15 protein-coding genes are annotated in these 21,596 nt (G+C 62.7%); 5 read left to right on the top strand and 10 right to left on the bottom strand.

All coding sequences use genetic code 11. The annotated features are described in order from the left end of the window. Window positions 1-173: 173 nt before the first annotated feature. On the top strand, window positions 174-620 hold the full coding sequence (locus A3A9_RS39190) for a TadE/TadG family type IV pilus assembly protein (RefSeq protein ID WP_027060522.1): 447 nt from the start codon (window positions 174-176) through the stop codon (window positions 618-620). Continuing rightward, window positions 621-2,390 carry a pilus assembly protein TadG-related protein gene (locus A3A9_RS0120960; protein WP_027060521.1) on the top strand — a complete coding sequence of 590 codons (1,770 nt, stop codon included), beginning with the start codon at window positions 621-623 and terminating at the stop codon, window positions 2,388-2,390. Window positions 2,391-2,441: 51 nt separating this feature from the next. Here the strand turns inward: A3A9_RS0120960 and A3A9_RS0120955 are convergent, their stop codons facing one another. From A3A9_RS0120955 to A3A9_RS0120910, 10 genes are all read right to left on the bottom strand, one after another. Beyond that, complete coding sequence (locus A3A9_RS0120955) at window positions 2,442-4,100, bottom strand: alpha-glucosidase family protein (RefSeq protein ID WP_027060520.1); 1,659 nt, start codon at window positions 4,098-4,100, stop codon at window positions 2,442-2,444. Then, window positions 4,100-6,100 (bottom strand): glycogen debranching protein GlgX, encoded by a 2,001-nt coding sequence (glgX, locus tag A3A9_RS0120950; RefSeq protein ID WP_027060519.1) that lies wholly within the window; start codon window positions 6,098-6,100, stop codon window positions 4,100-4,102. The genes A3A9_RS0120955 and glgX overlap by 1 nt, the downstream gene beginning before the upstream one ends. 172 nt (window positions 6,101-6,272) lie before the next feature. Further along, window positions 6,273-7,901: an alpha-D-glucose phosphate-specific phosphoglucomutase gene (locus tag A3A9_RS0120945; RefSeq protein WP_027060518.1), complete on the bottom strand. Its 1,629-nt coding sequence runs from the start codon at window positions 7,899-7,901 to the stop codon at window positions 6,273-6,275. Between the two features lie 3 nt (window positions 7,902-7,904). Next, window positions 7,905-9,350, bottom strand: a complete 1,446-nt coding sequence (gene glgA, locus A3A9_RS0120940) for a glycogen synthase GlgA (protein WP_027060517.1) — start codon at window positions 9,348-9,350, stop codon at window positions 7,905-7,907. Window positions 9,351-9,429: 79 nt separating this feature from the next. Continuing rightward, entirely contained in the window at window positions 9,430-10,695 is a 1,266-nt protein-coding gene (gene glgC, locus A3A9_RS0120935; protein WP_027034298.1) for a glucose-1-phosphate adenylyltransferase, read from the bottom strand. 53 nt (window positions 10,696-10,748) lie between these two features. Beyond that, window positions 10,749-12,962, bottom strand: a complete 2,214-nt coding sequence (gene glgB, locus A3A9_RS0120930) for a 1,4-alpha-glucan branching protein GlgB (protein WP_027060516.1) — start codon at window positions 12,960-12,962, stop codon at window positions 10,749-10,751. Window positions 12,963-13,068: 106 nt separating this feature from the next. Beyond that, window positions 13,069-15,537 carry a glycogen/starch/alpha-glucan phosphorylase gene (locus A3A9_RS0120925; protein WP_027060515.1) on the bottom strand — a complete coding sequence of 823 codons (2,469 nt, stop codon included), beginning with the start codon at window positions 15,535-15,537 and terminating at the stop codon, window positions 13,069-13,071. A 132-nt stretch (window positions 15,538-15,669) separates the two neighbouring features. Further along, complete coding sequence (locus A3A9_RS0120920) at window positions 15,670-16,452, bottom strand: ATP-binding cassette domain-containing protein (protein ID WP_027034295.1); 783 nt, start codon at window positions 16,450-16,452, stop codon at window positions 15,670-15,672. Window positions 16,453-16,454: 2 nt separating this feature from the next. Then, window positions 16,455-17,516 carry an ABC transporter permease gene (locus A3A9_RS0120915; protein ID WP_027060514.1) on the bottom strand — a complete coding sequence of 354 codons (1,062 nt, stop codon included), beginning with the start codon at window positions 17,514-17,516 and terminating at the stop codon, window positions 16,455-16,457. Window positions 17,517-17,679: 163 nt separating this feature from the next. Continuing rightward, window positions 17,680-18,657 (bottom strand): sugar ABC transporter substrate-binding protein, encoded by a 978-nt coding sequence (locus A3A9_RS0120910; RefSeq protein ID WP_430515894.1) that lies wholly within the window; start codon window positions 18,655-18,657, stop codon window positions 17,680-17,682. Window positions 18,658-18,926: 269 nt separating this feature from the next. Here A3A9_RS0120910 and A3A9_RS0120905 point away from each other — a divergent pair, with 269 nt between their 5' ends. From A3A9_RS0120905 to A3A9_RS0120895, 3 genes are read left to right on the top strand one after another with little or no spacing between them, the layout of a single operon-like run. Next, complete coding sequence (locus A3A9_RS0120905; RefSeq protein WP_027060513.1) at window positions 18,927-20,153, top strand: ROK family transcriptional regulator; 1,227 nt, start codon at window positions 18,927-18,929, stop codon at window positions 20,151-20,153. Next, window positions 20,154-20,600: an RbsD/FucU family protein gene (locus tag A3A9_RS0120900; protein ID WP_027060512.1), complete on the top strand. Its 447-nt coding sequence runs from the start codon at window positions 20,154-20,156 to the stop codon at window positions 20,598-20,600. It begins immediately after the preceding gene. Further along, a complete protein-coding gene (locus tag A3A9_RS0120895; RefSeq protein WP_027060511.1) occupies window positions 20,597-21,520 on the top strand; it encodes a carbohydrate kinase family protein in 924 nt (307 codons plus the stop codon). The genes A3A9_RS0120900 and A3A9_RS0120895 overlap by 4 nt, the downstream gene beginning before the upstream one ends. Window positions 21,521-21,596: the final 76 nt, after the last annotated feature.

The following is a 21,596-nucleotide window of genomic DNA, read 5'->3' as shown; positions in this document are numbered from 1 at the left end:
AGGAGACTAGACAGGAGGTAAGCTCTTTTCAACCGAGTACTGATTGACCCTAAGTCAATCCTCATGATCGCAAAAGCAACGGCTAAATTAGAGCGGCTTTTTCAATCGCACACGCCCTCAGGTTGTACCCGGAGTTTTCGCTTTCTGCATGCGAACTTTGGCATGGTAGGACCATGGTGCAGAACCTCATTTCCAAGGTCCGAAGGCGCGTGTTCCGAACAGACACCTCGGGAACGTCGGCGGTCGAGTTCGCCCTGCTATCGCCGCTCTTCATCCTTCTCCTGCTCGGAATGGTTGCATATGGCATCTATTTTGGAGCTGCCAATTCAATCCAGCAGATCGCGGCGGATGCTGCCCGGACGGCCATAGCCGGGTTGAACCAGACCGAGCGTCAGACGCTGGTGGCCAGCTACCTTACCAACAATGCCGGCGGATACCCCTTCGTGGACGCCAGCAAACTGACCTATCAGGCCAATGACAGCGTCGCCGATGGAAGCCAGTTCGTGGTGTCGATCTCGTACGATGCCCGCAACCTGCCGATCTGGAATCTCTTCCCGGGCATAGCCATGCCGGGGACCACGATCACGCGCCAGTCAACGATCAGGGTCGGGGGTATCTGAATGTTGCTTCGCGCACGCACGAGGATCGGCCGAGCAGTCCTGCGTCTGTTGACCGACAAGAAGGCGAATTTCGCCGTCATGACGGCATTGAGCGCACCTGTCGCGCTGGCGCTGGCAGCTGTGGCGATCGATGAGGGCTCGATCTACACAGAGCGTCGGCAAGCCCAGGCGATGGTCGACCTGGCGGCAATCACCGCAGCGTCGAACATCACCAATGTCAACACGGCGGTGGTCACCACGCTCACCGACAACGGCATGCCAGGCGTCGTCGTTCAAGCTTCGGGCCAGACCATTCCCCCGGCTGTCGGGAAGACGGTGGTGACGGTCACGCAAGGTCGATATGCCTCAACGACAACCAATGTCACCCAGCGCTTCCAGGCCGGCGTGACACCTTACAACGCGGTGCGTGTCACGCTGGCAAAAATACCCAACCGCTATTTCGCCAGCTCTCTCATCCCCACTCCGGTCATCGGAACCGTGGCCACGGCCAGCATGACGCCGCAGGCGACATTCTCGGTCGGTTCGAGACTGCTCAGCGTCAACGGCGGCATCCTCAACGCTCTGCTGAGCGGACTTCTCGGCGGCAACATCTCGCTCAGCGTCATGGATTACAACGGACTGATCTCGGCCGATGTCAGCGTGCTTTCCTTCATCAGTGCGCTCGCCACACAATTGAACATAACGGCCGGCACCTATTCGGACGTGCTGGCCTCCAAGGCGACGGTCGGCCAGATCGCCACAGCCATGGCCAACGTTCCCGGCCTCGGCAATACGGCAAAGCTTGCCCTGCAAAGCATCGCCTCCAAATCGACCAGCACGGTCAAGATTCCGCTCAGCAGCCTTATCGATCTCGGCTCCGTCGGCAGCCTGGGACTGGGGCAAACCCCAACAGGCCTTGGGGTCGATGCAAGCGCCATGGGTATGCTGACGGCCGCTGCCGTGCTGGCCAACGGCACCAACCAGGCTCAGGTCAATCTCGGCGCCACCATACCTGGCCTTCTTTCCACCCAGCTTGCCATCGCCATTGGCGAGCCGGCACAATCTTCACCATGGCTGGCCGTCGATGGCATCGGCACCACGGTGCGGACCGCCCAGACGCGCATCAAGCTGACAGCATCCGTCGGTGTCGGCACGTCTGGCCTCGGCGGCGGCATCAGCCTGCTGGCCGTCAACCTGCCACTCAATGTGGAAGTCGCCTATGCCGAGGCCAAGCTGACCGACATCACCTGTCCGACGGGGCCTTCCAGCATCAGCGTTTCCATCGCCGCACACCCCGGCATTGCCCAGTTGAACCTGGCCAACAGCAACAATCCCTCAGGTTTTGCCGATTTCAGCCAACCGCAGACCTTCACCGACGCCGAGATCGCCGATGTGAGCCTGCATCTGCTGCTCATCAATCTCCCGCTGATCCAGGTGATGGGCTCGGCCGCGACGGCGATCACCAACAACAGCCCCCAGACCTTGACCTTCAACGCGACCGAGATTGCCAACAAGACGATCAAGACCGTTTCGACGCGCAACATCTCGCAGTCGCTCACCACGTCACTGGTCAACAACCTGTCGCTTTCGGTGGGCGTGCTTGGTCTCGGCATCGACCTCACCGCCCTGCTCGGAACCGTCAAACCCGCGGTGGTGGCGGTGCTCAACACCGTAACGGCGCCCGTCGACGACTTGCTCTACAATGTGCTTTCGGTACTGGGCGTCGGTGTCGGCCAGGCCGACGTGCGCGTCACCGGAGCGACCTGCGGACGGGCGGTGCTGGTTCAATAGGGTATTTGTAGCCAAGCGGATCGTTTGGCCAAGACACGGTCGAACCGGCAGTCAGTCGATCCGGCCAAGGAAGCAACCGAGAGCCGGCAGCGAGAGCGCACCTTCCTCGACAGCGCCGGTGCCACCCAAGACAGCCGCAACGGTTCCGATATCAGGCGGCAACGGCCAATTCGCCGGCTCCCCAGAGAAATTGAAGACACAGAGCAGCCCTTCGCCGCCGCCCTCGCGGATGAAGGCGAGCACGTCACCCTCGGCGTCGAGGAAGCGGATCGAACCGCTGACCAGCGCTGGATGGCGCCTGCGCAAGGCGAGCGTTGAGCGGTAGGCGGACAGCACCGATTGCTCATTACCGTTCTGCACATCGGCGGCGCGGGCGCGATGACTGGCCAGGACCGGCAGCCAGGGTTTGCCGGTCGAGAAACCCGCATTGTCGGCGCCGGCCTCCCAGACCATCGGCGTGCGGCAGCCATCCCTCCCCTTCACGCCTGGCCAAAAGCGGATGCCGACAGGATCGCGCAGATCCTCATAGGCAAGTTCCGCCTCCTCCAGGCCGAGTTCCTCACCCTGATAGAGGCAGATCGAGCCGCGCAGGCAAGCGAGCAGCATGATCGAGAATCTGGCGACCGCGTCGGCATCACCATCCGGTCGTGCCCAGCGGCTGACATGGCGCACCACGTCATGGTTGGAAAACGCCCAGCAAACCCAGCCATCGACAACCGCCTGTTCGAAGGCCTCGACGCAGCCGCGCACATGCGCCGCCGAAAATTGTGAGCCGAGCAGATCGAACGTATAGCACATCTGCAGCTTGTCACCGCCGGAAGTATAGGCGGCCAGCGTCTGCAGCGAGCGCCCCTCATCACCGATTTCACCGACGGCGGCGCGGTCCTGATACTCGTCGAGCAACGCCCGGAAACGCCTGAGGAAAGCCAAGTTTTCCGGCTGCGTCTTGTCGAACAGATGCTCCTGATAAAGGTAGGTGTTGGTCTCGCCATTGGTGCCGGCGACGCTGGACGCCAAAGGCGGATTGCTGCGCAGCCAGCGGTCGTGGACATAGTAGTTGACCGTATCAAGCCGGAACCCATCGACACCGCGCTCCAGCCAGAAGCGCACCGTGTCGAGCAGCGCGTCCTGGACATCGGGATTGTGGAAATTCAGGTCGGGCTGTGAGGCGAAGAAATTGTGCATGTAATATTGCCGGCGGGTCGAATCCCACTCCCAGGACGGGCCACCGAAGACGGACAGCCAGTTGTTGGGCGCGTTGCCATCGGGTTTCGTGTCGGCCCAGACGTACCAGTCGGCCTTGGGATTGTCGCGGCTGGCACGGCTTTCGACGAACCATTCGTGCTTGTCGGAGGAGTGCGACAGCACCTGGTCGATGACGATCTTCAGGCCCAGCCGGTGCGCCTCGGCGACCAGGGCGTCAAAATCCTCCAGCGTGCCGAACATCGGATCGACGTCGCGGTAGTCCGACACGTCATAGCCCATGTCGGCCATCGGCGACTTGAAGAAGGGCGACAACCAGACGGCATCAACGCCGAGCGAGGCAATGTGGGCAAGCCTTGCCGTGATACCCCTTAGATCGCCGCTGCCGTCGCCGGTCGTATCCTGGAAAGAACGCGGATAGACCTGATAGATGACGCAGCCGCGCCACCATTCGGTGCCCTGCTCGGGCCCCGGGTCGGCCCAAGGGCTGGCATTGTCGTCGGCCATTACGAACCCTTCCCGGCGCCGCCCTTTGCGGCCCGACGCTCGATCATGAAATTGACACTGCGGCCCGGCAGCGGGTGCGCAAGGTCGAGCGTCTGCGTTTTGATCGCCGGCTGCCATCCGAACCCTTCCCGCGAGGGCAAGGTGAAGACGCATTGGCGGCGGTCGCCATTGACCATGACGGCAAGGCGATTGCCCTCCATATCGCCGAGCAGCATGACGAGGCGATGTCGCGCGGCATCGTTCCAGTCGGCCTCTGCGAGCGGCGTGCCGGTCTCGGTCAACCAGGCGACGTCGGGGATGCCTGTCGCATCGGCCGGCTCTCCGGTGAGGAAGTCCGTGTCTGACAGAGCGGGGACGGCACGGCGAAGCGTGCCGAGTGCCGATGCGTAACGCTCCAGCGCCCGGTCGCGGCCTGCCCAGTCGAGCCAGGTAATGGCATTGTCCTGCGCATAGGCGTTGTTGTTGCCCTGCTGGCTGCGGCCGAATTCGTCGCCTGCGGTGAGCATGATGGTGCCGCGCGAGGCAAACAGCGTGGCAAGCAGCGCGCACTGGTCGTCGAAGCGCGCGCTGGTGATCGCAGCGTTGCCCGTCTCGCCCTCGACGCCATTGTTCCAGGACAAATTCTCATTGTGGCCGTCGCGGTTCTGCTCGCCATTGGCCGCGTTGTGCTTGCGCTCATAGGCGACGATATCGGCCAGCGTCATGCCGTCATGAGCGGCGATGAAATTGACCGTGCGGCTCACCGGCTGGCCTGTCTTGGCGAAGACATCGGACGAGCCGGCAAGCCGGGTAGCCAGCGCGCCGACCAAACCGGCATCGCCGCGCCAGAAGCGCCTGACATCGTCGCGGTAGCGATCATTCCATTCCAGGTATGGCGGCCGGAAATTGCCGAGTTGATAGCCGTTCGAACCGATATCCCAGGGTTCGGCGATCAACATGCGATCGGCAAGGACCGGATCACCGGCGATCGCACCGAGCAGCGGCGCTGTGGGATTGAACGCGCCGTCGACGCGGCCAAGCACCGGAGCGAGATCGAAGCGGAAGCCGTCAACGCCGGCATTGCGGACGAAATGGCGAAGCGTGTCGAGCACCATCTCCCGCATCACCGGATGGTCGCAGGCGACGGTGTTGCCGGTGCCGGTATCATTGACCAGCTTGCCGTCCGGCTGGTGCCGGTAGTAGGCCTGATTGTCGAAGCCGCGCAGCGACAGCGTTGGCCCGAGCCGGTCGCTTTCGCCTGTGTGGTTGAAGACAAGATCGAGGATGACAGCGATGCCCGCCTTTCGCAGCGCGGCGACGGTGTTTCGCAATTCTGCCAGGCCGCCAGGCGCCAGGCGCGGATCAAGCGCCATGAAGGTAACGGGATTGTAGCCCCATGCGTTGCTCAAGCCCAGCGGCGGCAGATGCCGCTCGTCAATCCAGGCCGTCACCGGCATCAGTTCGACGGCGGAAACGCCGAGCCTTTGCAGATGCTCGATGATAGCAGGGTGAGCGAGTGCCGCGATCGTGCCGCGCTGCTCTTCCGGAATGTCCGGGTGCAGCTTGGTGAAGGCGCGGATATTCAGCTCATAGATCAGGCCGCCCGGACGAAACAGCGGCGGCAGGGCAGGCACGGCCTTGGGCAAGGCCGTCGCCACGGCCTTGGGCATCAGCGGCGCGGTGTCCGCACCCTCGTTACGCTTTGCGGCAAGCCGCCAGTGATAGGCATAGGGCCGGTCGATTTCGACGGCGTAGGGATCGGTCAGCAGCTTGTCGGGGTCGAACCACAGCCCACGCTCGGGCGCGTAATCGCCATCGGCGCGAAAGCCGTATCGCGTGCCCGCGGCAAGACCGGAGACGAAGAGCGCATGCACCACCTCGCCTTCCGGCTTCATTTCCATCCGATCGAGTTCGCGGTTTCCCTGCTCGTCGAAGATCGACACCCAAAGGCGACGGGCTGACGAGGACCAGGCGGCAAAACGGATGCCTTCCGGGGTGATGGTGGCACCGAGTTGGGTCATGCAGGCTCCCCCTTCTCCCCTTGTGGGAGAAGGTATCGCCGAAGGCGACGGATGAGGGGTGCTCCAGCTTGGCAAAGACGGCGATCTGTCACGCACCCCTCATCCGTCTCGACGCTACGCGTCGATCCACCTTCTCCCACAAGGGGAGAAGGTGGAGCGCACGACACCACCCTCAAGTAATCACGCTCGGCTTGTTGCGGCCGGTGTGGCTCTTGATCCCGGCAATATCATCGGCGGCGGCAATCAGGTCGGCGAGTGCGACCTGGGTGTCGATATCGTGCTTCGTCTTGTCCGGCTCGTAACGCTCAATATAGACGCGGAGCGTCGCCCCCGAAGTGCCGGTGCCGGAAAGCCGGAAGACGACGCGCGAGCCGCCTTCGAACAGCACCCTGATGCCCTGGTGCTCGCTGGTCGAACCGTCGACCGGGTCGTGATAGGCAAAATCGTCGGCATTGGCGATCTTCAGGCCGCGCACGCTGGTGCCGGGTAGCGAGCCGAGCTTGGCGCGCAGTTCATCGACCAGGGCATTGGCGCGGTCGCTCTCGACCTCTTCATAGTCGTGGCGCGAATAGTAGTTGCGGCCATAGGCCGCCCAGTGCTCGGTGACGACCTGCTTGCAGCTTTCGCCGCGCGAGGCGAGGATGTTGAGCCACAAAAGCACGGCCCACAGGCCGTCCTTCTCGCGGACATGGTTGGAGCCGGTGCCGGCGCTCTCCTCGCCGCAGATCGTCGCCATGCCGGCGTCGAGCAGATTGCCGAAGAACTTCCAGCCGGTCGGCGTCTCATAGATGCCGATGCCGAGTTTTTCGGCGACGCGGTCGGCGGCACCGCTGGTCGGCATCGAGCGGGCGATGCCCTTCAGCCCATCCTTGTAGCCGGGCGCCAGGCGGGCATTGGCGGCGAGCATGGCGACCGAGTCCGACGGGGTGACGAAAATGCCCTTGCCGATGATCAGATTGCGGTCGCCGTCACCATCGGAAGCAGCACCGAAATCGGGCGCATCGGGCCCCATCATCTCGTCATAGAGGTGCTTGGCGTGGACGAGGTTCGGATCCGGGTGATGGCCGCCAAAATCTGGCAGCGGCTTGAAGTTGCGGCAGGTGCCGTTCTGCGCGCCGAGCCGGTTTTCGAGGATCTCCTTGGCGTAGGGACCGGTCACCGCGTGCATAGCATCGAAGCGCATGCGGAAGCCCGACTTGAACAATTTGCGCAGCGCGTCGAAATCGAACAGGCTTTCCATCAACTCGGCATAGTCGGCGACCGGATCGATGATCTCGACCGTCATGCCGGCGGCTTTGACCGTACCGATCGTGTCGATGTCGATCGGATCGATGTCTGATGTCTTGAAGCTCGAAATCGCCTTGGTCTTTTCGAAGATCGCGTCGGTCAGCTTCTCCGGTGCCGGGCCGCCATTGCCGGCATTGTACTTGATGCCGAAATCCTCGTGTGGGCCGCCAGGATTGTGGCTGGCCGACAGGATGATGCCGCCGAAGGTCTTGTATTTGCGGATGACATGCGAGGCGGCCGGCGTCGACAGGATACCACCCTGCCCGACCATCACCTTGCCAAAGCCGTTGGCGGCGGCCATGGCGATGGCCTTCTGGATGACCTCCCTGTTATAGAAGCGGCCATCGCCGCCGATCACCAGGGTCTTGCCCTTGAACCCGTCGAGCGCGTCGAAGATCGACTGGATGAAGTTCTCGGCATAGTGCTCCTGCTGGAACACAGGCACCTTCTTGCGCAGGCCCGACGTGCCGGGCTTCTGGTCGGGGTAGGGTTTGGTGGGAACGGTCCGTATCATGCTTCAGGCAACCTTTTTCGAAAGCAGCAGGCGATAGAGTTCGACATATTTTTCCGCGCTCTTGTCCCAGGACACATCGGCTTTCATGCCCTGGCGCTGCAGCGATTCCCAGATAGCCGGATTGGCATGTGCATCGACGAGGCGGCGGATGGCGTGCAGCATGGCAACGCCATTGTTGGGCGCGAACTGAAAGCCGGTGGCAACGCCGGCGGAAACGGCGGCTTCATTGGCATCGATGACCGTGTCCGCCAGGCCGCCGGTGCGGGCAACGATCGGCACGCAGCCGTAGCGCAGACCGTAAAGCTGGGTCAGTCCGCAGGGTTCGAAGCGCGACGGGATGATGATGGCGTCGCAGCCGCCCTGCATGGTGTGCGACAGCCCCTCATCATAACCGACGACCACACCGATGCGGCCACGGTGGCGTGCAACAGCGGCAAGCAGCGCGCCTTCGAGGCCGGCATCACCGGAGCCCAGTATGGCCAGGCGTGCACCGGTCGCAACGATGCCGTCGATCACGGTGGCCAAAATATCCATGCCCTTTTGCCAGGTCAGCCGGCTGATGACGCAGACGATCGGGCTGTCATCGCGGTCGAGGTTGAAACGGTCCTCGACAACCGCCCGATTGGGAAGGCGGGCCTTGAGTGTTCCGGCAGAATAGGCCGACACAAGATGCTTGTCGGTTTCCGGATTCCAGATGTCGGTGTCGATGCCGTTGACGATGCCGTAGAGGTCACTGGAGCGCATGTTGATCAGGCCGTCGAGGCCCATGCCGAATTCCGCCGAGCGGATTTCCTGCGCATAGGTCGGGCTGACCGTGGTGATCGCCCAGGCGGCCTGCAGGCCGGCCTTGAGGAAGCCGACGCCGCCATAATATTCGACGCCGTCAAGCGCCATCGCGACCGCGGGCAAGCCGAGTTCGCCAAAGATGCCAGCGCCGAACTGGCCCTGGAAGGCGAGGTTGTGGACGGTCATCATCGACGGCACGCCGACCGCCTTGCCGTAGCGCATATAGGCCAGCGTCATCGCCGACTGCCAGTCATGGGCGTGGACGATGTCAGGCTGGTAGCCTGAGATGGCACCACCGGCGATGTCACCGCCAACCTGGCTCAGCGCCGCGAAGCGCCGCCAATTGTCCGGCCAATCCGCGCCCGCAGCATTGCCATAGGGGCCACCGGGGCGGTCGAACAGATGCGGCGCGTCGAGCACGAACAGGTCGAGCCCGGCAATCTGGACGGCATGGACCGAAGCCTTGCCGCCCTGCAGCAGCGGGTATTGGTAAACAGCCTTCTTTTTCTTGAAGGCATCCATCACCACGGGAAAGCCGGGAATGAGCGTGCGCATGGTCACGCCCTTGGCAGCGAGCGCGATGGGCAGCGCGCCGGTCACGTCGGCAAGCCCGCCGGTCTTGATCAGCGGGAAAATCTCGGGCGTGACCGACAGAACCTGCATGCGTCTATGGATCCTGTCCAATTTTTGTTTTGCGCAATTCCGGACGGAAAACCGCTTCCCACTTTTCCTGGAATAGCTCCTAAAGCTTCAGCTTGTCGATCATGTCCTGGGTGACCAGGCAGATGCCTTTTTCGGAGACGCGAAAACGCTTGGCGTCGAGCACCGGATCCTCGCCCACCACCAGCCCTTCCGGTATCCTAACACCATGGTCGATGACGACGCGCTTCAACTTTGCGTTCCGGCCGACATGAACGTCGGGCAGCATGACGACCTCTTCCAGCGTCGAATAGGAATTGATGCGCGCGCCGGTGAAGATCAGGCTTCTTTTCAGCGACGCACCCGAGACGATGCAGTCGCCCGAGACGAGCGAGGACACGGCCGAACCACGCCGGCCATCCTCGTCATGAACGAACTTTGCCGGCGGCTTCAACTCGGCATAGGTCCAGATCGGCCAGTCGCGATCGTAGAGGTCGAGTTCCGGCGTGATGTCTGTCAAATCGATATTGGCTTCCCAATAGGCATCGACGGTGCCGACATCGCGCCAATAGGCCTCGTTTTCCATCGTCGAGCGGACACAGGACTTGGCGAAGCGGTGGGCGATCGCCTTACCGTGCTGGACGATATAGGGGATGATGTCCTTGCCGAAGTCGCGGCTCGAGCCGGGCTCGGCAGCGTCACGACGCAACTGCTCCATCAGGAACTTGGTCTTGAAGACGTAGATGCCCATAGAGGCCAGGGCAAACTCCGGCCTGTCGGGAATGCCGGGCGGGTCGGCGGGTTTTTCAACAAAGGCGATGATGTTGTCCTTGGCATCGACATGCATGACGCCGAAGCCGGTCGCTTCCATGCGCGGCACTTCCAAACAGCCGACCGTGACATCGGCGCCGGCGTCGACATGCTGACGCAGCATCAGCTCGTAATCCATCTTGTAGATGTGGTCGCCGGCGAGGATGACCATGTATTCCGGGCCATAGGCCTCGATGATGTCGATGTTCTGGTAAACGGCGTCGGCGGTGCCTTCATACCATTGCGTTTCAGAGACGCGCTGGCTGGCCGGCAAGATGTCGAAGCTTTCGTTTCGTTCGGGCCGCAGGAAGTTCCAGCCTCGCTGCAAATGGCGGATCAGCGAATGCGCCTTGTACTGGGTGGCCACGCCAAGGCGGCGAATGCCGGAGTTGAGCGCGTTGGACAGCGCAAAGTCGATGATGCGCGTCTTGCCGCCGAAATAGACCGCCGGCTTGGCACGTCGGTCGGTCAATTCCTTGAGCCGGCTGCCACGGCCGCCGGCCAGCACGTAGGCCATGGCATCGCGCGCCAGCGGCTGTGTCCGTTTCAAGTCTGCCATTTCTACCCTCCCAAGTTACTCAAGTCTCGCCATGTTACTCGGCCCCGACGGGTTCAGTCGGCAACGAGTTCAAGCATGATCGTCGACAGCGGTGGCAACAGCATCGTTGCCGAGATGCCTTTGCCGTCCGCCCTTGCCTCGACCATGCCGCCATTGCCCATACCGGAGCCGCCATACGCAGAAGCGTCGGTGTTGATGATTTCGCGCCACTTGCCGGCCTTCGGCAGCGGCACGCGATAATTGTCGCGCGGCACCGGCGTGAAGTTGGAGATGACGGCCACCGGGCTGCCGCCCGGCGCGTTGCGTAGCCAAGCGAAAACCGAATTCTGGCTGTCGTCGACGATCAGCCAGGAAAACCCTTCCGGCTCGCAGTCGCGGCCGTGCAGCGCCGGGCGCGACCGGTAGAGATAGTTGAGATCGCGCACCGTCTGCCAGACGCCTCGATGCGGCCGGAAATCCAGCAGGTTCCAGTCGAGCGCGCGTGCCTCGCTCCATTCGCGCCGCTGCGCGAACTCCTGCCCCATGAACAAGAGCTTCTTGCCGGGATAGCCCCACATGAAGCCGTAATAGGCACGCAAGGTCGCGAATTTCTGCCAGTCGTCGCCGGCCATCTTGCCCAGTAGCGTGCCTTTGCCATGCACGACCTCGTCATGCGAGAGCGGCAGCACGAAATTCTCCGAGAAGGCGTAGGTCAGGCCGAAGGTGAGGTCATTGTGGTGGTGCTTGCGGAAAATCGGCTCCTTGGCAAAATACTCCAGCGTGTCGTGCATGAAGCCCATGTTCCACTTGAAGCCGAAGCCGAGCCCGCCTTCATGCACCGGCGCCGAAACCTTCGGCCATGAGGTCGATTCCTCGGCGATGGTGATGACGCCCGGATGGTGGCCGTAGACCTCCTTGTTCATCTTCTGCAGGAAGGACACCGCTTCGAGGTTCTCGCGGCCGCCCTTCTCGTTGGGGATCCATTCGCCGGCCTTGCGCGAATAGTCGAGATAAAGCATCGAGGCGACCGCATCGACGCGCAGACCGTCGACATGATATTTCTCGGCCCAGAACAGCGCGTTGTTGACAAGGAACGACACCACCTCACGTCGACCGAAATTGTAGATCGCGGTGTTCCAGTCGGGATGAAAACCCTTGCGCGGATCGGCATGTTCGTAGAGCGCGGTGCCGTCGAAATGGGCCAGGCCATGCGCGTCGACCGGAAAATGCGCCGGCACCCAGTCGAGTATGACGCCAACGCCGGCGCGGTGCGCGCCATCGACGAAACGGGCAAAACCGTCCGGATCGCCGAAGCGGGCCGACGGCGCATAGAGGCCGGTCGTCTGATAGCCCCAGGACGGGTCATAGGGATGCTCGGAGATCGGCATGAATTCGATGTGCGTGAAACCGGTTTCGACCACATAGGGGATCAGCCGGTCAGCCATTTCGTCCCATGACAGGAACGTACCGTCATCGCGAAGCTGCCAGGAACCGGCGTGGACTTCGTAGATCGAGATGGCTTCACGCCGGTGATCTGCATTGCGCCAGAAATTGCGGTGCGCCTCGTCGCCCCACTCATGCGCCGGCGGCACGGCAACAATCGAAGCGGTGGCCGGACGCAGTTCGGATTTGAACGCAAACGGGTCGGCCTTTAGCGGCAGTCTGACGCCATCGGGCCCAATGATCTCGTACTTGTAGGGTCGCCCGGCACCGATGTCGGGCACGAACAGTTCCCAGATGCCGGTGTCGCGGCGATCGCGCATCGTGTGGCGGCGGCCATCCCAGTCGTTGAAATCGCCGACCACCGAGACGCGCCGCGCATTGGGAGCCCATACGGCGAAATGGACGCCGGTGGCGCCCTCGTGCTCGATGACATGCGCGCCGAGCTTGTCGAACAGCCTGAGGTGCGATCCCTGGGCGATGTAATAGTCATCCATCGGACCGAGCACCGGGCCGAACGAATAGGGATCGGTCAGCCACCAGTCACCGCCAGCATTGCGCGCGTGATAGCGCAGCGGCTGCCGCTTCTTGATCGACAATTTGCCTTCGAAGAAGCCGCCGTCGTCTCGCCGCAACAGCTCACCGGCTGCGATACCCGTCAGCGTATAGGCGGTGACCGTCTCGGCATGCGGAACGAAGCAACGGGCAAACAGGCTCTTGCCAACCTCATGGACACCAAGGACAGCAAACGAATCTCCGTGCGTGCCGGCGACAATCGCCGCAACATCGCTGGCTGGCGCCAGTCCGTCCGGCCCGCTTGTCGCAGCGGTCGCGCGCGGCTTCGTCATCAGGCAGTGTCCCTCCCCGGGCACCAGGTGGTTATTTCTGGTGGTGTGAATTGACATTCAACGCACATCACCGGGACCACATTGTTCGTGGCCTCATGCAATCACATCAGGCGGGCACGTTCCAGATTTCTTTCGCGTATTGGCGGATCGTGCGGTCAGATGAGAACCAGCCCACCCTCGCGACGTTGCGGATTGCCTTGGCATACCAGTCCGGACTGTTACGCCAGACGGCGTCGACCTCGCGCTGGGCGGCGGTGTAGGCATCGAAATCCGCGGCGACCATGAACCAGTCGCTGTCGTAGAGACCGTTGATGAGGTCGCGGTAACGGTTGGGATCATCCGGCGAGAAGACGCCCGACGAAACAGCGGCCACGGCTTGCGCCAGTTCGGGCGATGCTTCGATCACGGCGCGCGGATTGTAGCCGTTGTTGCGCCGCTCGGCGACCTCCGCGGTGGTCAGGCCGAAGATGAAGATGTTGTCGTCGCCGACATGCTCCTTGATCTCGACATTGGCACCGTCGAGCGTGCCGATGGTCAGCGCGCCGTTGAGCGCGAACTTCATGTTACCGGTCCCCGACGCTTCCATGCCGGCGGTCGATATCTGCTCGGAGAGATCGGCGGCCGGCATCAACACCTCGGCCAGGCTGACATTGTAGTTCGGCACGAACGCCACCTTCAGCAGGCCGCGCACCGACGGATCGCCGTTGATGACCTTGGCGACGTCGTTGGTGAGTTTGATGATCAGCTTGGCGTTGTGATAGCTGGGCGCGGCCTTGCCACCGAAGAATTTCACGCGCGGCATCCAGTCCCGCTCCGGATGCGAGCGAATCTGGTCGTAAAGCGCGATCGCCTCGAGGATGTTCAGAAGCTGGCGCTTGTATTCATGGATGCGTTTGACCTGGATGTCGAACAGGGCCGAGGGGTCGACCTTGATGCCGAGCCGGTCGGCGACGAGATTGGCCAGCCGCGCCTTGTTCTGTCGCTTGACTGCGGCGAACTTGTCGCGAAACGCGCTGTCATCGGCAAAGGTGTCGAGCCCCTTGATTGCCTCGATGTCGTCGAGAAAACGGTCGCCGATCGCTTCGCGGGCGAGCGACGTCAGCCCCGGATTGCACTGGATCAGCCAGCGCCGCGGCGTGATGCCATTGGTCTTGTTGTTGATGCGATCGGGATAGAGCTTGTGCAGATCGGCAAACACCGTTTCCTTCATCAGCTCGGTATGCAGCGCCGAGACGCCGTTGATCGAGTGCGAACCGACGAAGGCGAGATTGCCCATGCGCACCCGGCGGTCGCCATTCTCCTGGATCAGCGAAATGCGGCTGATCTGTTCGTCCGAGAACTGGTTGGTGGCGCGCGCTTCGAGCAGCACCTGTGCGTTGATGGCGTAGACGATCTGCATGTGGCGCGGCAGAAGCCGTTCGAACAGCGGCACCGGCCAGCTTTCCAGTGCCTCGGGTAGAAGCGTGTGGTTGGTGTAGCCGAAGGTGCGCTTTGTAACATCCCAGGCGAGATCGAAGTCCATGCCGTGGACGTCCATCAGCAGGCGCATCAGCTCCGGCACCGCGATCGCCGGATGGGTGTCGTTCAGATGGATAGCCGCCTTGTTGGGCAGCGACTTCAGATCGCCATATTGGCTGAGATGCCGCTGGACGATGTCCTGCAGCGAGGCTGTGGAGAAGAAATATTCCTGCCGAAGCCTGAGTTCCTGGCCGGCCATATGGGAATCGGCGGGGTAAAGCACGCGCGACAGCGCGTCGGCCTTGTTGCTTTCGGCCAGCGCGCCGATGTGATCGCCGGCATTGAACTTGCTGAGCAGGATCGGATCGACCGGCATGCCCGACCACAGCCGCAGCGTGTTGACGCGGTTCGCACGCCAGCCGACGACCGGCGTGTCGTAGGCGACGGCCAGGACGTGCTCGGTCGGCTTCCAGACATGGCGCTCGAGCCGGCCGTCCTTCGACGTGACCGATTCCACCGAGCCACCGAAGCCGACATCGAAAGAGCGCTCACGCCGCTCGAACTCCCACGGATTGCCATGGTCGAGCCAGGTCTCGGGCAGTTCGACCTGCCAGCCATCGTGGATCTCCTGGCGGAACATGCCGTTGGCGTAGCGGATGCCGTAGCCGTGGGCGGGGATGTCGACTGTCGCCATGCTTTCCATGAAGCAGGCGGCGAGCCGGCCGAGGCCGCCATTGCCGAGCGCGGCGTCCGGCTCCAGTGCCGCAATCAGGTCGAGGTTCACGCCGAGCGAGGACAGCGCCTCGCGCATGTTCTCCATCAGGCCGAGATTGGAAAAGGCGTCGCGCATCAGGCGCCCGATCAGGAATTCCAGTGACAGGTAGTAAACCCGCTTTTCCTGCTGGTCGTAGGCTTCCTTGGTCGCCTCCATCCAGTGATCGATGATGCGGTCGCGCACGACCTTGATCGAGGCGGTCAGCCAATCGTACTGGGTTGCGACGGTGGTGTCCTTGCCGACCCTGTATTTGAGGGCCATCAGAACTTCTCTTGCGAGCGTCTTCGGATCAGGGTTTTCGAGCAGTGGTGGAAGGGTTTCGGATGTCATCGCGCGCGTCATGCTGCCTCTCGTGCGGTTGCCCCGATCATACCGGCTTTCGTCAATCCTCCCAGCCCATGCTAGCGCATCTTTCAGGATGTTCAATCGATTTAGGCGATTGCGCAACCAAGAGCGCCTGCGGCAACTTGGCAGTCAGGCTGCCAGCGCTGCCTCCGGGGGAGCCTTTGCTCCGGTCATGAAGGCAACGGCATCGGACATCGTATACTGCTTGGGGTCGATGACGCAGAGGCGACGGCCCAGGCGGTGGATGTGGATGCGGTCGGCCACTTCGAAGACATGCGGCATGTTGTGCGAGATCAGCACGATCGGCAGGCCGCGCTTCTTGACGTCGAGGATCAGCTCAAGCACGCGGCGGCTCTCCTTGACGCCGAGGGCAGCAGTCGGCTCGTCCATGATGACCACCCGGCTGCCGAAGGCAGCGGCGCGCGCCACCGCCACGCCCTGGCGCTGGCCGCCAGAGAGCGTTTCCACCGCCTGGCTGATGTTCTGGATGGTCATCAGGCCGAGTTCGGTGAGCTTGTCGCGGGCACGCTTTTCCATTGCCGGGCGGTCGAGCATGCGCAGCCACTGGCCGAGGAAGCCGGGTTTGCGGATCTCACGGCCGAGGAACATGTTGTCGGCGATCGACAGGGCCGGTGAGAGCGCCAGGTTCTGATAGACCGTCTCGATGCCGGCTTCGCGTGCTTCCATCGGCGACTTGAAGGCGACGGGTTTGCCTTCGAGCCGGATCTCGCCTTCGTCCGGCGCGGCCGCGCCGGAAATCGCCTTGATGAGCGATGATTTGCCGGCGCCATTGTCGCCGATGACGGCGAGGATTTCGCCCGGATAAAGGTCGAAGTCGGCATTGTCGAGGGCGGTGACGCGGCCGTAGCGTTTGACCAGCCCGCGCGCGGTAAGGATGGGTTCCTGGGTCATGATTATGCCGAAACCTTTCTGATCCATTGGTCGATCGCCACGGCGCCGATGATCAGCACACCGGTGAGCAGCACTTTCCACTGCGGATCGGCGCCCAGCATGTTGAGACCCATGGAGACGACGCCGACGATCATCGCGCCGAACAGCGTGCCCAGGATCGAGCCGCGCCCGCCGAACAGGGAAATACCACCGATCACCGTCGCGGTGATGGCCTGCAGATTGTAGTCGGTGACGGCGGCCGAAGGTGAGATCGAGCCGTTGCGGCCGATAGAGACCCAGGCAGCGAAAGCAGCGATCAGCCCGGCAAGAGTGTAGACCGTCATCAACACCTTCTTGGTCTGGATACCCGACAGTTTCGCCGCCTCCTGGTCATCGCCGACGGCGTAGACATGGCGACCCCATGCCGTGTGATTGAGCACGTACCAGAGGATCAAAACGAGCACGACTGTGGCAATGACGCCGAGCGTCAGCACCGCCGTGCCGATCTTGAAGCTCAGGGCGAACAGATGCAGCAGCGGCGCCTGGGCGTCGACGTCGGTGTCGCGGATCGTCTCATTGGCCGAATAGATGAAGTTCGTGGCCATGACGATGTTCCAGGTGCCGAGCGTCACGATGAAGGGCGGTAATTTCATGTAGGCGACCAGCAGCCCGTTGAGCAGCCCGCATGCCGCGCCGGCGGCGAGTCCGATCGCCACGGCGAGCACGCTCGGCATGCCGTAACTGACCGCGCAATTACCCATGATCACAGCTGAAATCACCATGATCACGCCAATCGACAGGTCGATGCCGGCGGTCAGGATGACCAGCGTCTGCGCGGCCCCCAGAATGCCAATGATGGCAATCTGCTGCAGGATCAGTGTCAGCGTGTAGGACGAAAAGAAACGTCCTCCGATGGCGATGCCGAAGATAACGATCGACAGGACCAGCACGATCAGCGGCACAGCGGCCGGCGTCGAATGCAGGAAATGCTGGATGCGCTTGACGGCCGATTTGTGCTCGTCAAAAGCGGCGACGCTGGTGTCGCTGCTCGAGAGAACCTTCTCGAATTCCTGAGCTTGAGCCATGTTTCCTCCCCGTGAGGGGTCAGCCAATCGCTGACGCCCGTCCACGCCTTTCCGGTCTATCGCCGGGATTGTTCGCGGTCACGCGACCCATCGTCCACCCGAAGCGACCGGGGATCAAGTCCCCCCGGCCGTTTCGGTTGTTTTGTTGCCAGTCAGACCGGCATTAGCCCCAGCACTTGGCGAGGCCTTCCTTGGTGTCGATGGACTTCACGCCAGTGGCCGGCTTGTCGGTCACCAGGTTGACGCCGGTGTCGAAGAAGTTCTTGCCTTCGGTCGGCTTCGGCTTGGTTCCGTCCTTGGCGAAGGCTGCGATCGCCTCGATGCCGAGCGCCGCCATCTGCAGCGGATATTGCTGCGATGTCGCGCCGATCACGCCTTCTGTAACCGACTTCACGCCGGGGCAGCCACCGTCGACCGAGACGATCAGCACCTGCTTTTCAAGGCCGACGGCCTTGAGCGCCTGGTAGGCACCGACAGCGGCCGGCTCATTGATGGTGTGGATGACGGTGATGCCGGAGTCCTTCTGAAGCAGGTTCTCCATCGCCTTGCGGCCGCCTTCCTCGTTGCCATTGGTGACGTCGTGGCCGACGATGCGCGGATCGGTTTCGTCGCCGATCTTGTTGGGGTCCTTCACGTCGATGCCGTAGCCCATCATGAAGCCCTGGTCACGCAGCACGTCCACGGTCGGCTGCGACGGCGTCAGGTCGAGGAAGCCGATCTTGGCGTCCTTGGCCTTGTCGCCTAGGGTGGCCGCGGCCCAGGCGCCGATCAGCTTGCCGGCCTCGAGATTGTCGGTGGCGAAGGTCGCATCGGCCGCGTCGATCGGGTCGAGCGGCGTGTCGAGCGCTATCACCAGCAGGCCGGCATCACGCGCCTTCTTCACGGTCGGCACGATGCCCTTGGTGTCGGAAGCGGTGATCAGGATCCCCTTGGCGCCGTCGGCAATGCAGCTTTCGATCGCCGCAACCTGGCTCTCGCTGTCGCCGTCGATCTTGCCGGCGTAGGTCTTGAGGTCGACGCCGAGTTCCTTGGCCTTTGCGGTCGCGCCTTCCTTCATCTTGACGAAGAAGGGGTTGGTATCGGTCTTGGTGATAAGGCAGGCGCCGACACCGGCCGCCGATGCGGACGAGGCAAACGCCATCAGGCCCAGGGCCGCCGCCGCAAAGACGGTGGACTTCAACAGTTTTGTATTGGTCACGATTTTCCTCCCAGTGGAACCAATTCCGGATGCCGGCCAACCGACATCCACAGCGCATCCAACGAATTTCTCCCAGCGTGGACGCTGCTTCAACAGACACCAGACCGGGACTTCTGTCAATAATTAAATCACTCTTATTTATTATTGACAGCCTTGCGCCGTTCACTCATTCTGGCCCAAAAGCATCGAGAAGAAACGACGGGAGGAACAGGGTGGAGACCGCCATTGCGAGGCACGGTTCGCCCGAAGCGAATGACAGCCTGATTCACCGCGGCACCAACCAGAGCGGCATGCGCGACCACAACGAGCGGTTGGTGCTATCGCTGGTGCGCCAGCACGGCAGCCTGGCGAAGTCCGACATCGCCCGCATGACCGGACTTTCGGCGCAGACGGTTTCGGTCATCATGCGCGAACTGGAAGAAGAAGGCCTGCTCGTGCGCCAGGCGCCGTTGCGCGGCAAGATCGGCCAGCCCTCCATTCCGATGGCGCTCAATCCCGAAGGCGCTTTCTTCATCGGCCTCAAGATCGGCCGCCGCAGCGCGGAACTGGTGCTGATCGATTTTCTTGGGCACGTGCGCGCGATGCTGCAGCACTCCTACCGTTATCCGGCACCGCGCGAGACGGTGGAATTCGTCACATCAGGCATGAAGAAGATGCGTGGCGAACTGACACCGGCGCAGGACAAGCGCATTGCCGGCCTCGGCATCGCCATGCCGTTCGAACTGTGGAACTGGGCCGATACCGCCGGTGCGCCGCGCGACGTCATGGACGAATGGCGTAACCGCGACATCAGGGCCGATATCCAGGGGCAATGTGAGTTTCCGGTCTATCTGCAGAACGACGCCACCTCGGCCTGCGGCGCCGAACTCGTCTTCGGCCAGGCGGGCGGCGCGCGTGACTTCGTCTATTTCTACATCGGCGCCTTTGCCGGCGGCGGCATCGTCCTCAACGGCCGGTTGTTCGGCGGCCCGACCGGCAATGCCGGCGCGCTCGGCTCCATGCCGGTACCCGGGCCGGACGGAAAGCCGACCCAACTGATCGACGTGGCCTCGATCGCCATGCTGGAAAAAGCGCTCAATGCCCGTGGCGTCGAGGCCTCGCATCTGTGGACATCGCCCGAGGACTGGGGCGAGATAGGCTCGGAACTCGACGACTGGATCGCCAGCGCCTCGCAGGCGCTTGCCTATGCCATCGTCGCGGCGTCCTCGGTCATCGATTTCGAGGCGGCAGTGATCGACGGCTGGATGCCGAAGGCGGTGCGACGCCGGCTGGTCGATGCCATTATCGCCGCCATCGCGACGATCGACGGCGAAGGCCTGAAACTTCCCGCCGTTCGCGAAGGAACCGTCGGCATCCACGCCCGGGCGCTCGGCGGCGCCAGCCTGCCGCTTTCGGAACGCTTCCTCATCGGTTCGACGACGATTTCCAGGAGCGCCTGAATGCTGATCGGAATCCCGGCGCTGCTCGGTCCGGAGCTTCTGGCGACATTGCGCGCCATGGGCCATGGCGATGAGATCGCCCTTGTCGACGGAAACTACCCGGCCGAGGAGCAGGCGAGACGCCTGATCCGCGCCGACGGTCATGCGCTCATTCCAGTGCTCGATGCGATCCTGAGCGTCCTGCCGGTGGACGATGCGGTGCCCGAAGCGTTGTTTCGCGCATCCGTGAAGGGCGACCCGTCGCTTGCCGATCCCGTCCATCATGAGATCGAGGCGATCTGTGCCAAACGCGCGCCGGGCCGCAAGGTGGTTGCCTTGGCCGGCGCCGACTTCTATGCACGGGTCAAATCGGCGCATGCCATCGTCGCCACAAGCGAGCCGCGGCTTTACGCCAACATCATCATCCGCAAGGGCGTGATCTATCCGCCGGAGACCAAAAAAACATGATCCTTTGCTGCGGCGAAGCCCTGATCGACATGCTGCCGCGCACCACGACGCAGGGTGAGCCGGCCTTTGCTCCCTATGTCGGCGGCGCGGTGTTCAACACGGCCATCGCGCTTGGCCGGCTGGGCGCGCCGGCCGGCTTCTTTTCGGGCCTGTCGTCGGATCTGTTCGGCGGCCAGTTCAGGGATGCACTGGGTGCGAGCAAGGTCAGTTCCACCTATGCCCACACCTCGCCCAGGCCGACGACACTGGCCTTCGTGAAGCTCACCAACGGCCAGGCGACCTACACCTTCTACGACGAGAACACCGCGGGCCGCCTGCTGACCATCGACGACCTGCCAACGCTCGGCAGCGAGATCGAGGCCATGCTGTTCGGTGCCATCAGCCTGATCTCGGAGCCTGCCGGCAGTGCCTATGAGGAGTTCATGAAGCGCGAGCATGCAAGCCGCGTCATGATGCTCGATCCCAACATCCGGCCGAACTTCATCCCGGACAAGGCAAAGCACCTCAGGCGCATCCGCGCCATGATGGCGATGGCCGACATCGTGAAACTGTCGGACGAAGACCTGAACTGGTTCGGCGAAGCCGGTTCGCACGAGGATGTCATCCGCAACTGGCTCGACCGCGGCCCCAAGCTGATCGTCGTCACCCATGGCAGCGAAGGCGCTGTCGGCTACACCAAGGACCACTCTGTCACCGTGATGCCGGAAAAAGTCGAAGTGGTCGACACGGTCGGCGCGGGCGATACGTTCAACGCCGGCATCCTCGCCTCCCTGCATGAACAGGGCTTGCTGACGAAGGCGGCCATAGGCAGCCTCACGAAAGACGCCATCGGCAAGGCGCTGTCGCTTGGTGCCAAGGCAGCGGCGGTGACCGTGTCACGCGCGGGTGCCAATCCGCCGTGGCGGCATGAAATCACCTGAGCAACGCTCAACTTAAGTCGAGCCAGCCGATCACTTTATGTTTCGCAGGACCGCTCCGTGGGACTATAAAGGCACA

Origin of the sequence: Mesorhizobium loti CJ3sym (genome assembly GCF_000472785.1) — a bacterium.
In the GTDB taxonomy this organism is placed as follows: Bacteria; Pseudomonadota; Alphaproteobacteria; order Rhizobiales; family Rhizobiaceae; genus Mesorhizobium; species Mesorhizobium loti_E.
Note: the sequence above shows the minus strand (reverse complement) of the source record. Positions and strands in the feature narration are given on the sequence as shown.

What these genes read in the sequence shown, in the direction of transcription:
- A3A9_RS39190 (WP_027060522.1), top strand. Translation starts at nt 174, where the DNA reads ATGGTGCAGAACCTCATTTCCAAGGTCCGAAGGCGCGTGTTCCGAACA.
- A3A9_RS0120945 (WP_027060518.1), bottom strand. Translation starts at nt 7,901, where the DNA reads ATGATACGGACCGTTCCCACCAAACCCTACCCCGACCAGAAGCCCGGC.
- glgB (WP_027060516.1), bottom strand. Translation starts at nt 12,962, where the DNA reads ATGACGAAGCCGCGCGCGACCGCTGCGACAAGCGGGCCGGACGGACTG.
- glgC (WP_027034298.1), bottom strand. Translation starts at nt 10,695, where the DNA reads ATGGCAGACTTGAAACGGACACAGCCGCTGGCGCGCGATGCCATGGCC.
- A3A9_RS0120925 (WP_027060515.1), bottom strand. Translation starts at nt 15,537, where the DNA reads ATGACGCGCGCGATGACATCCGAAACCCTTCCACCACTGCTCGAAAAC.
- glgA (WP_027060517.1), bottom strand. Translation starts at nt 9,350, where the DNA reads ATGCAGGTTCTGTCGGTCACGCCCGAGATTTTCCCGCTGATCAAGACC.
- A3A9_RS0120920 (WP_027034295.1), bottom strand. Translation starts at nt 16,452, where the DNA reads ATGACCCAGGAACCCATCCTTACCGCGCGCGGGCTGGTCAAACGCTAC.
- A3A9_RS0120900 (WP_027060512.1), top strand. Translation starts at nt 20,154, where the DNA reads ATGCTGATCGGAATCCCGGCGCTGCTCGGTCCGGAGCTTCTGGCGACA.
- A3A9_RS0120960 (WP_027060521.1), top strand. Translation starts at nt 621, where the DNA reads ATGTTGCTTCGCGCACGCACGAGGATCGGCCGAGCAGTCCTGCGTCTG.
- glgX (WP_027060519.1), bottom strand. Translation starts at nt 6,100, where the DNA reads ATGACCCAACTCGGTGCCACCATCACCCCGGAAGGCATCCGTTTTGCC.
- A3A9_RS0120955 (WP_027060520.1), bottom strand. Translation starts at nt 4,100, where the DNA reads ATGGCCGACGACAATGCCAGCCCTTGGGCCGACCCGGGGCCCGAGCAG.
- A3A9_RS0120910 (WP_430515894.1), bottom strand. Translation starts at nt 18,657, where the DNA reads ATGGCGTTTGCCTCGTCCGCATCGGCGGCCGGTGTCGGCGCCTGCCTT.
- A3A9_RS0120895 (WP_027060511.1), top strand. Translation starts at nt 20,597, where the DNA reads ATGATCCTTTGCTGCGGCGAAGCCCTGATCGACATGCTGCCGCGCACC.
- A3A9_RS0120915 (WP_027060514.1), bottom strand. Translation starts at nt 17,516, where the DNA reads ATGGCTCAAGCTCAGGAATTCGAGAAGGTTCTCTCGAGCAGCGACACC.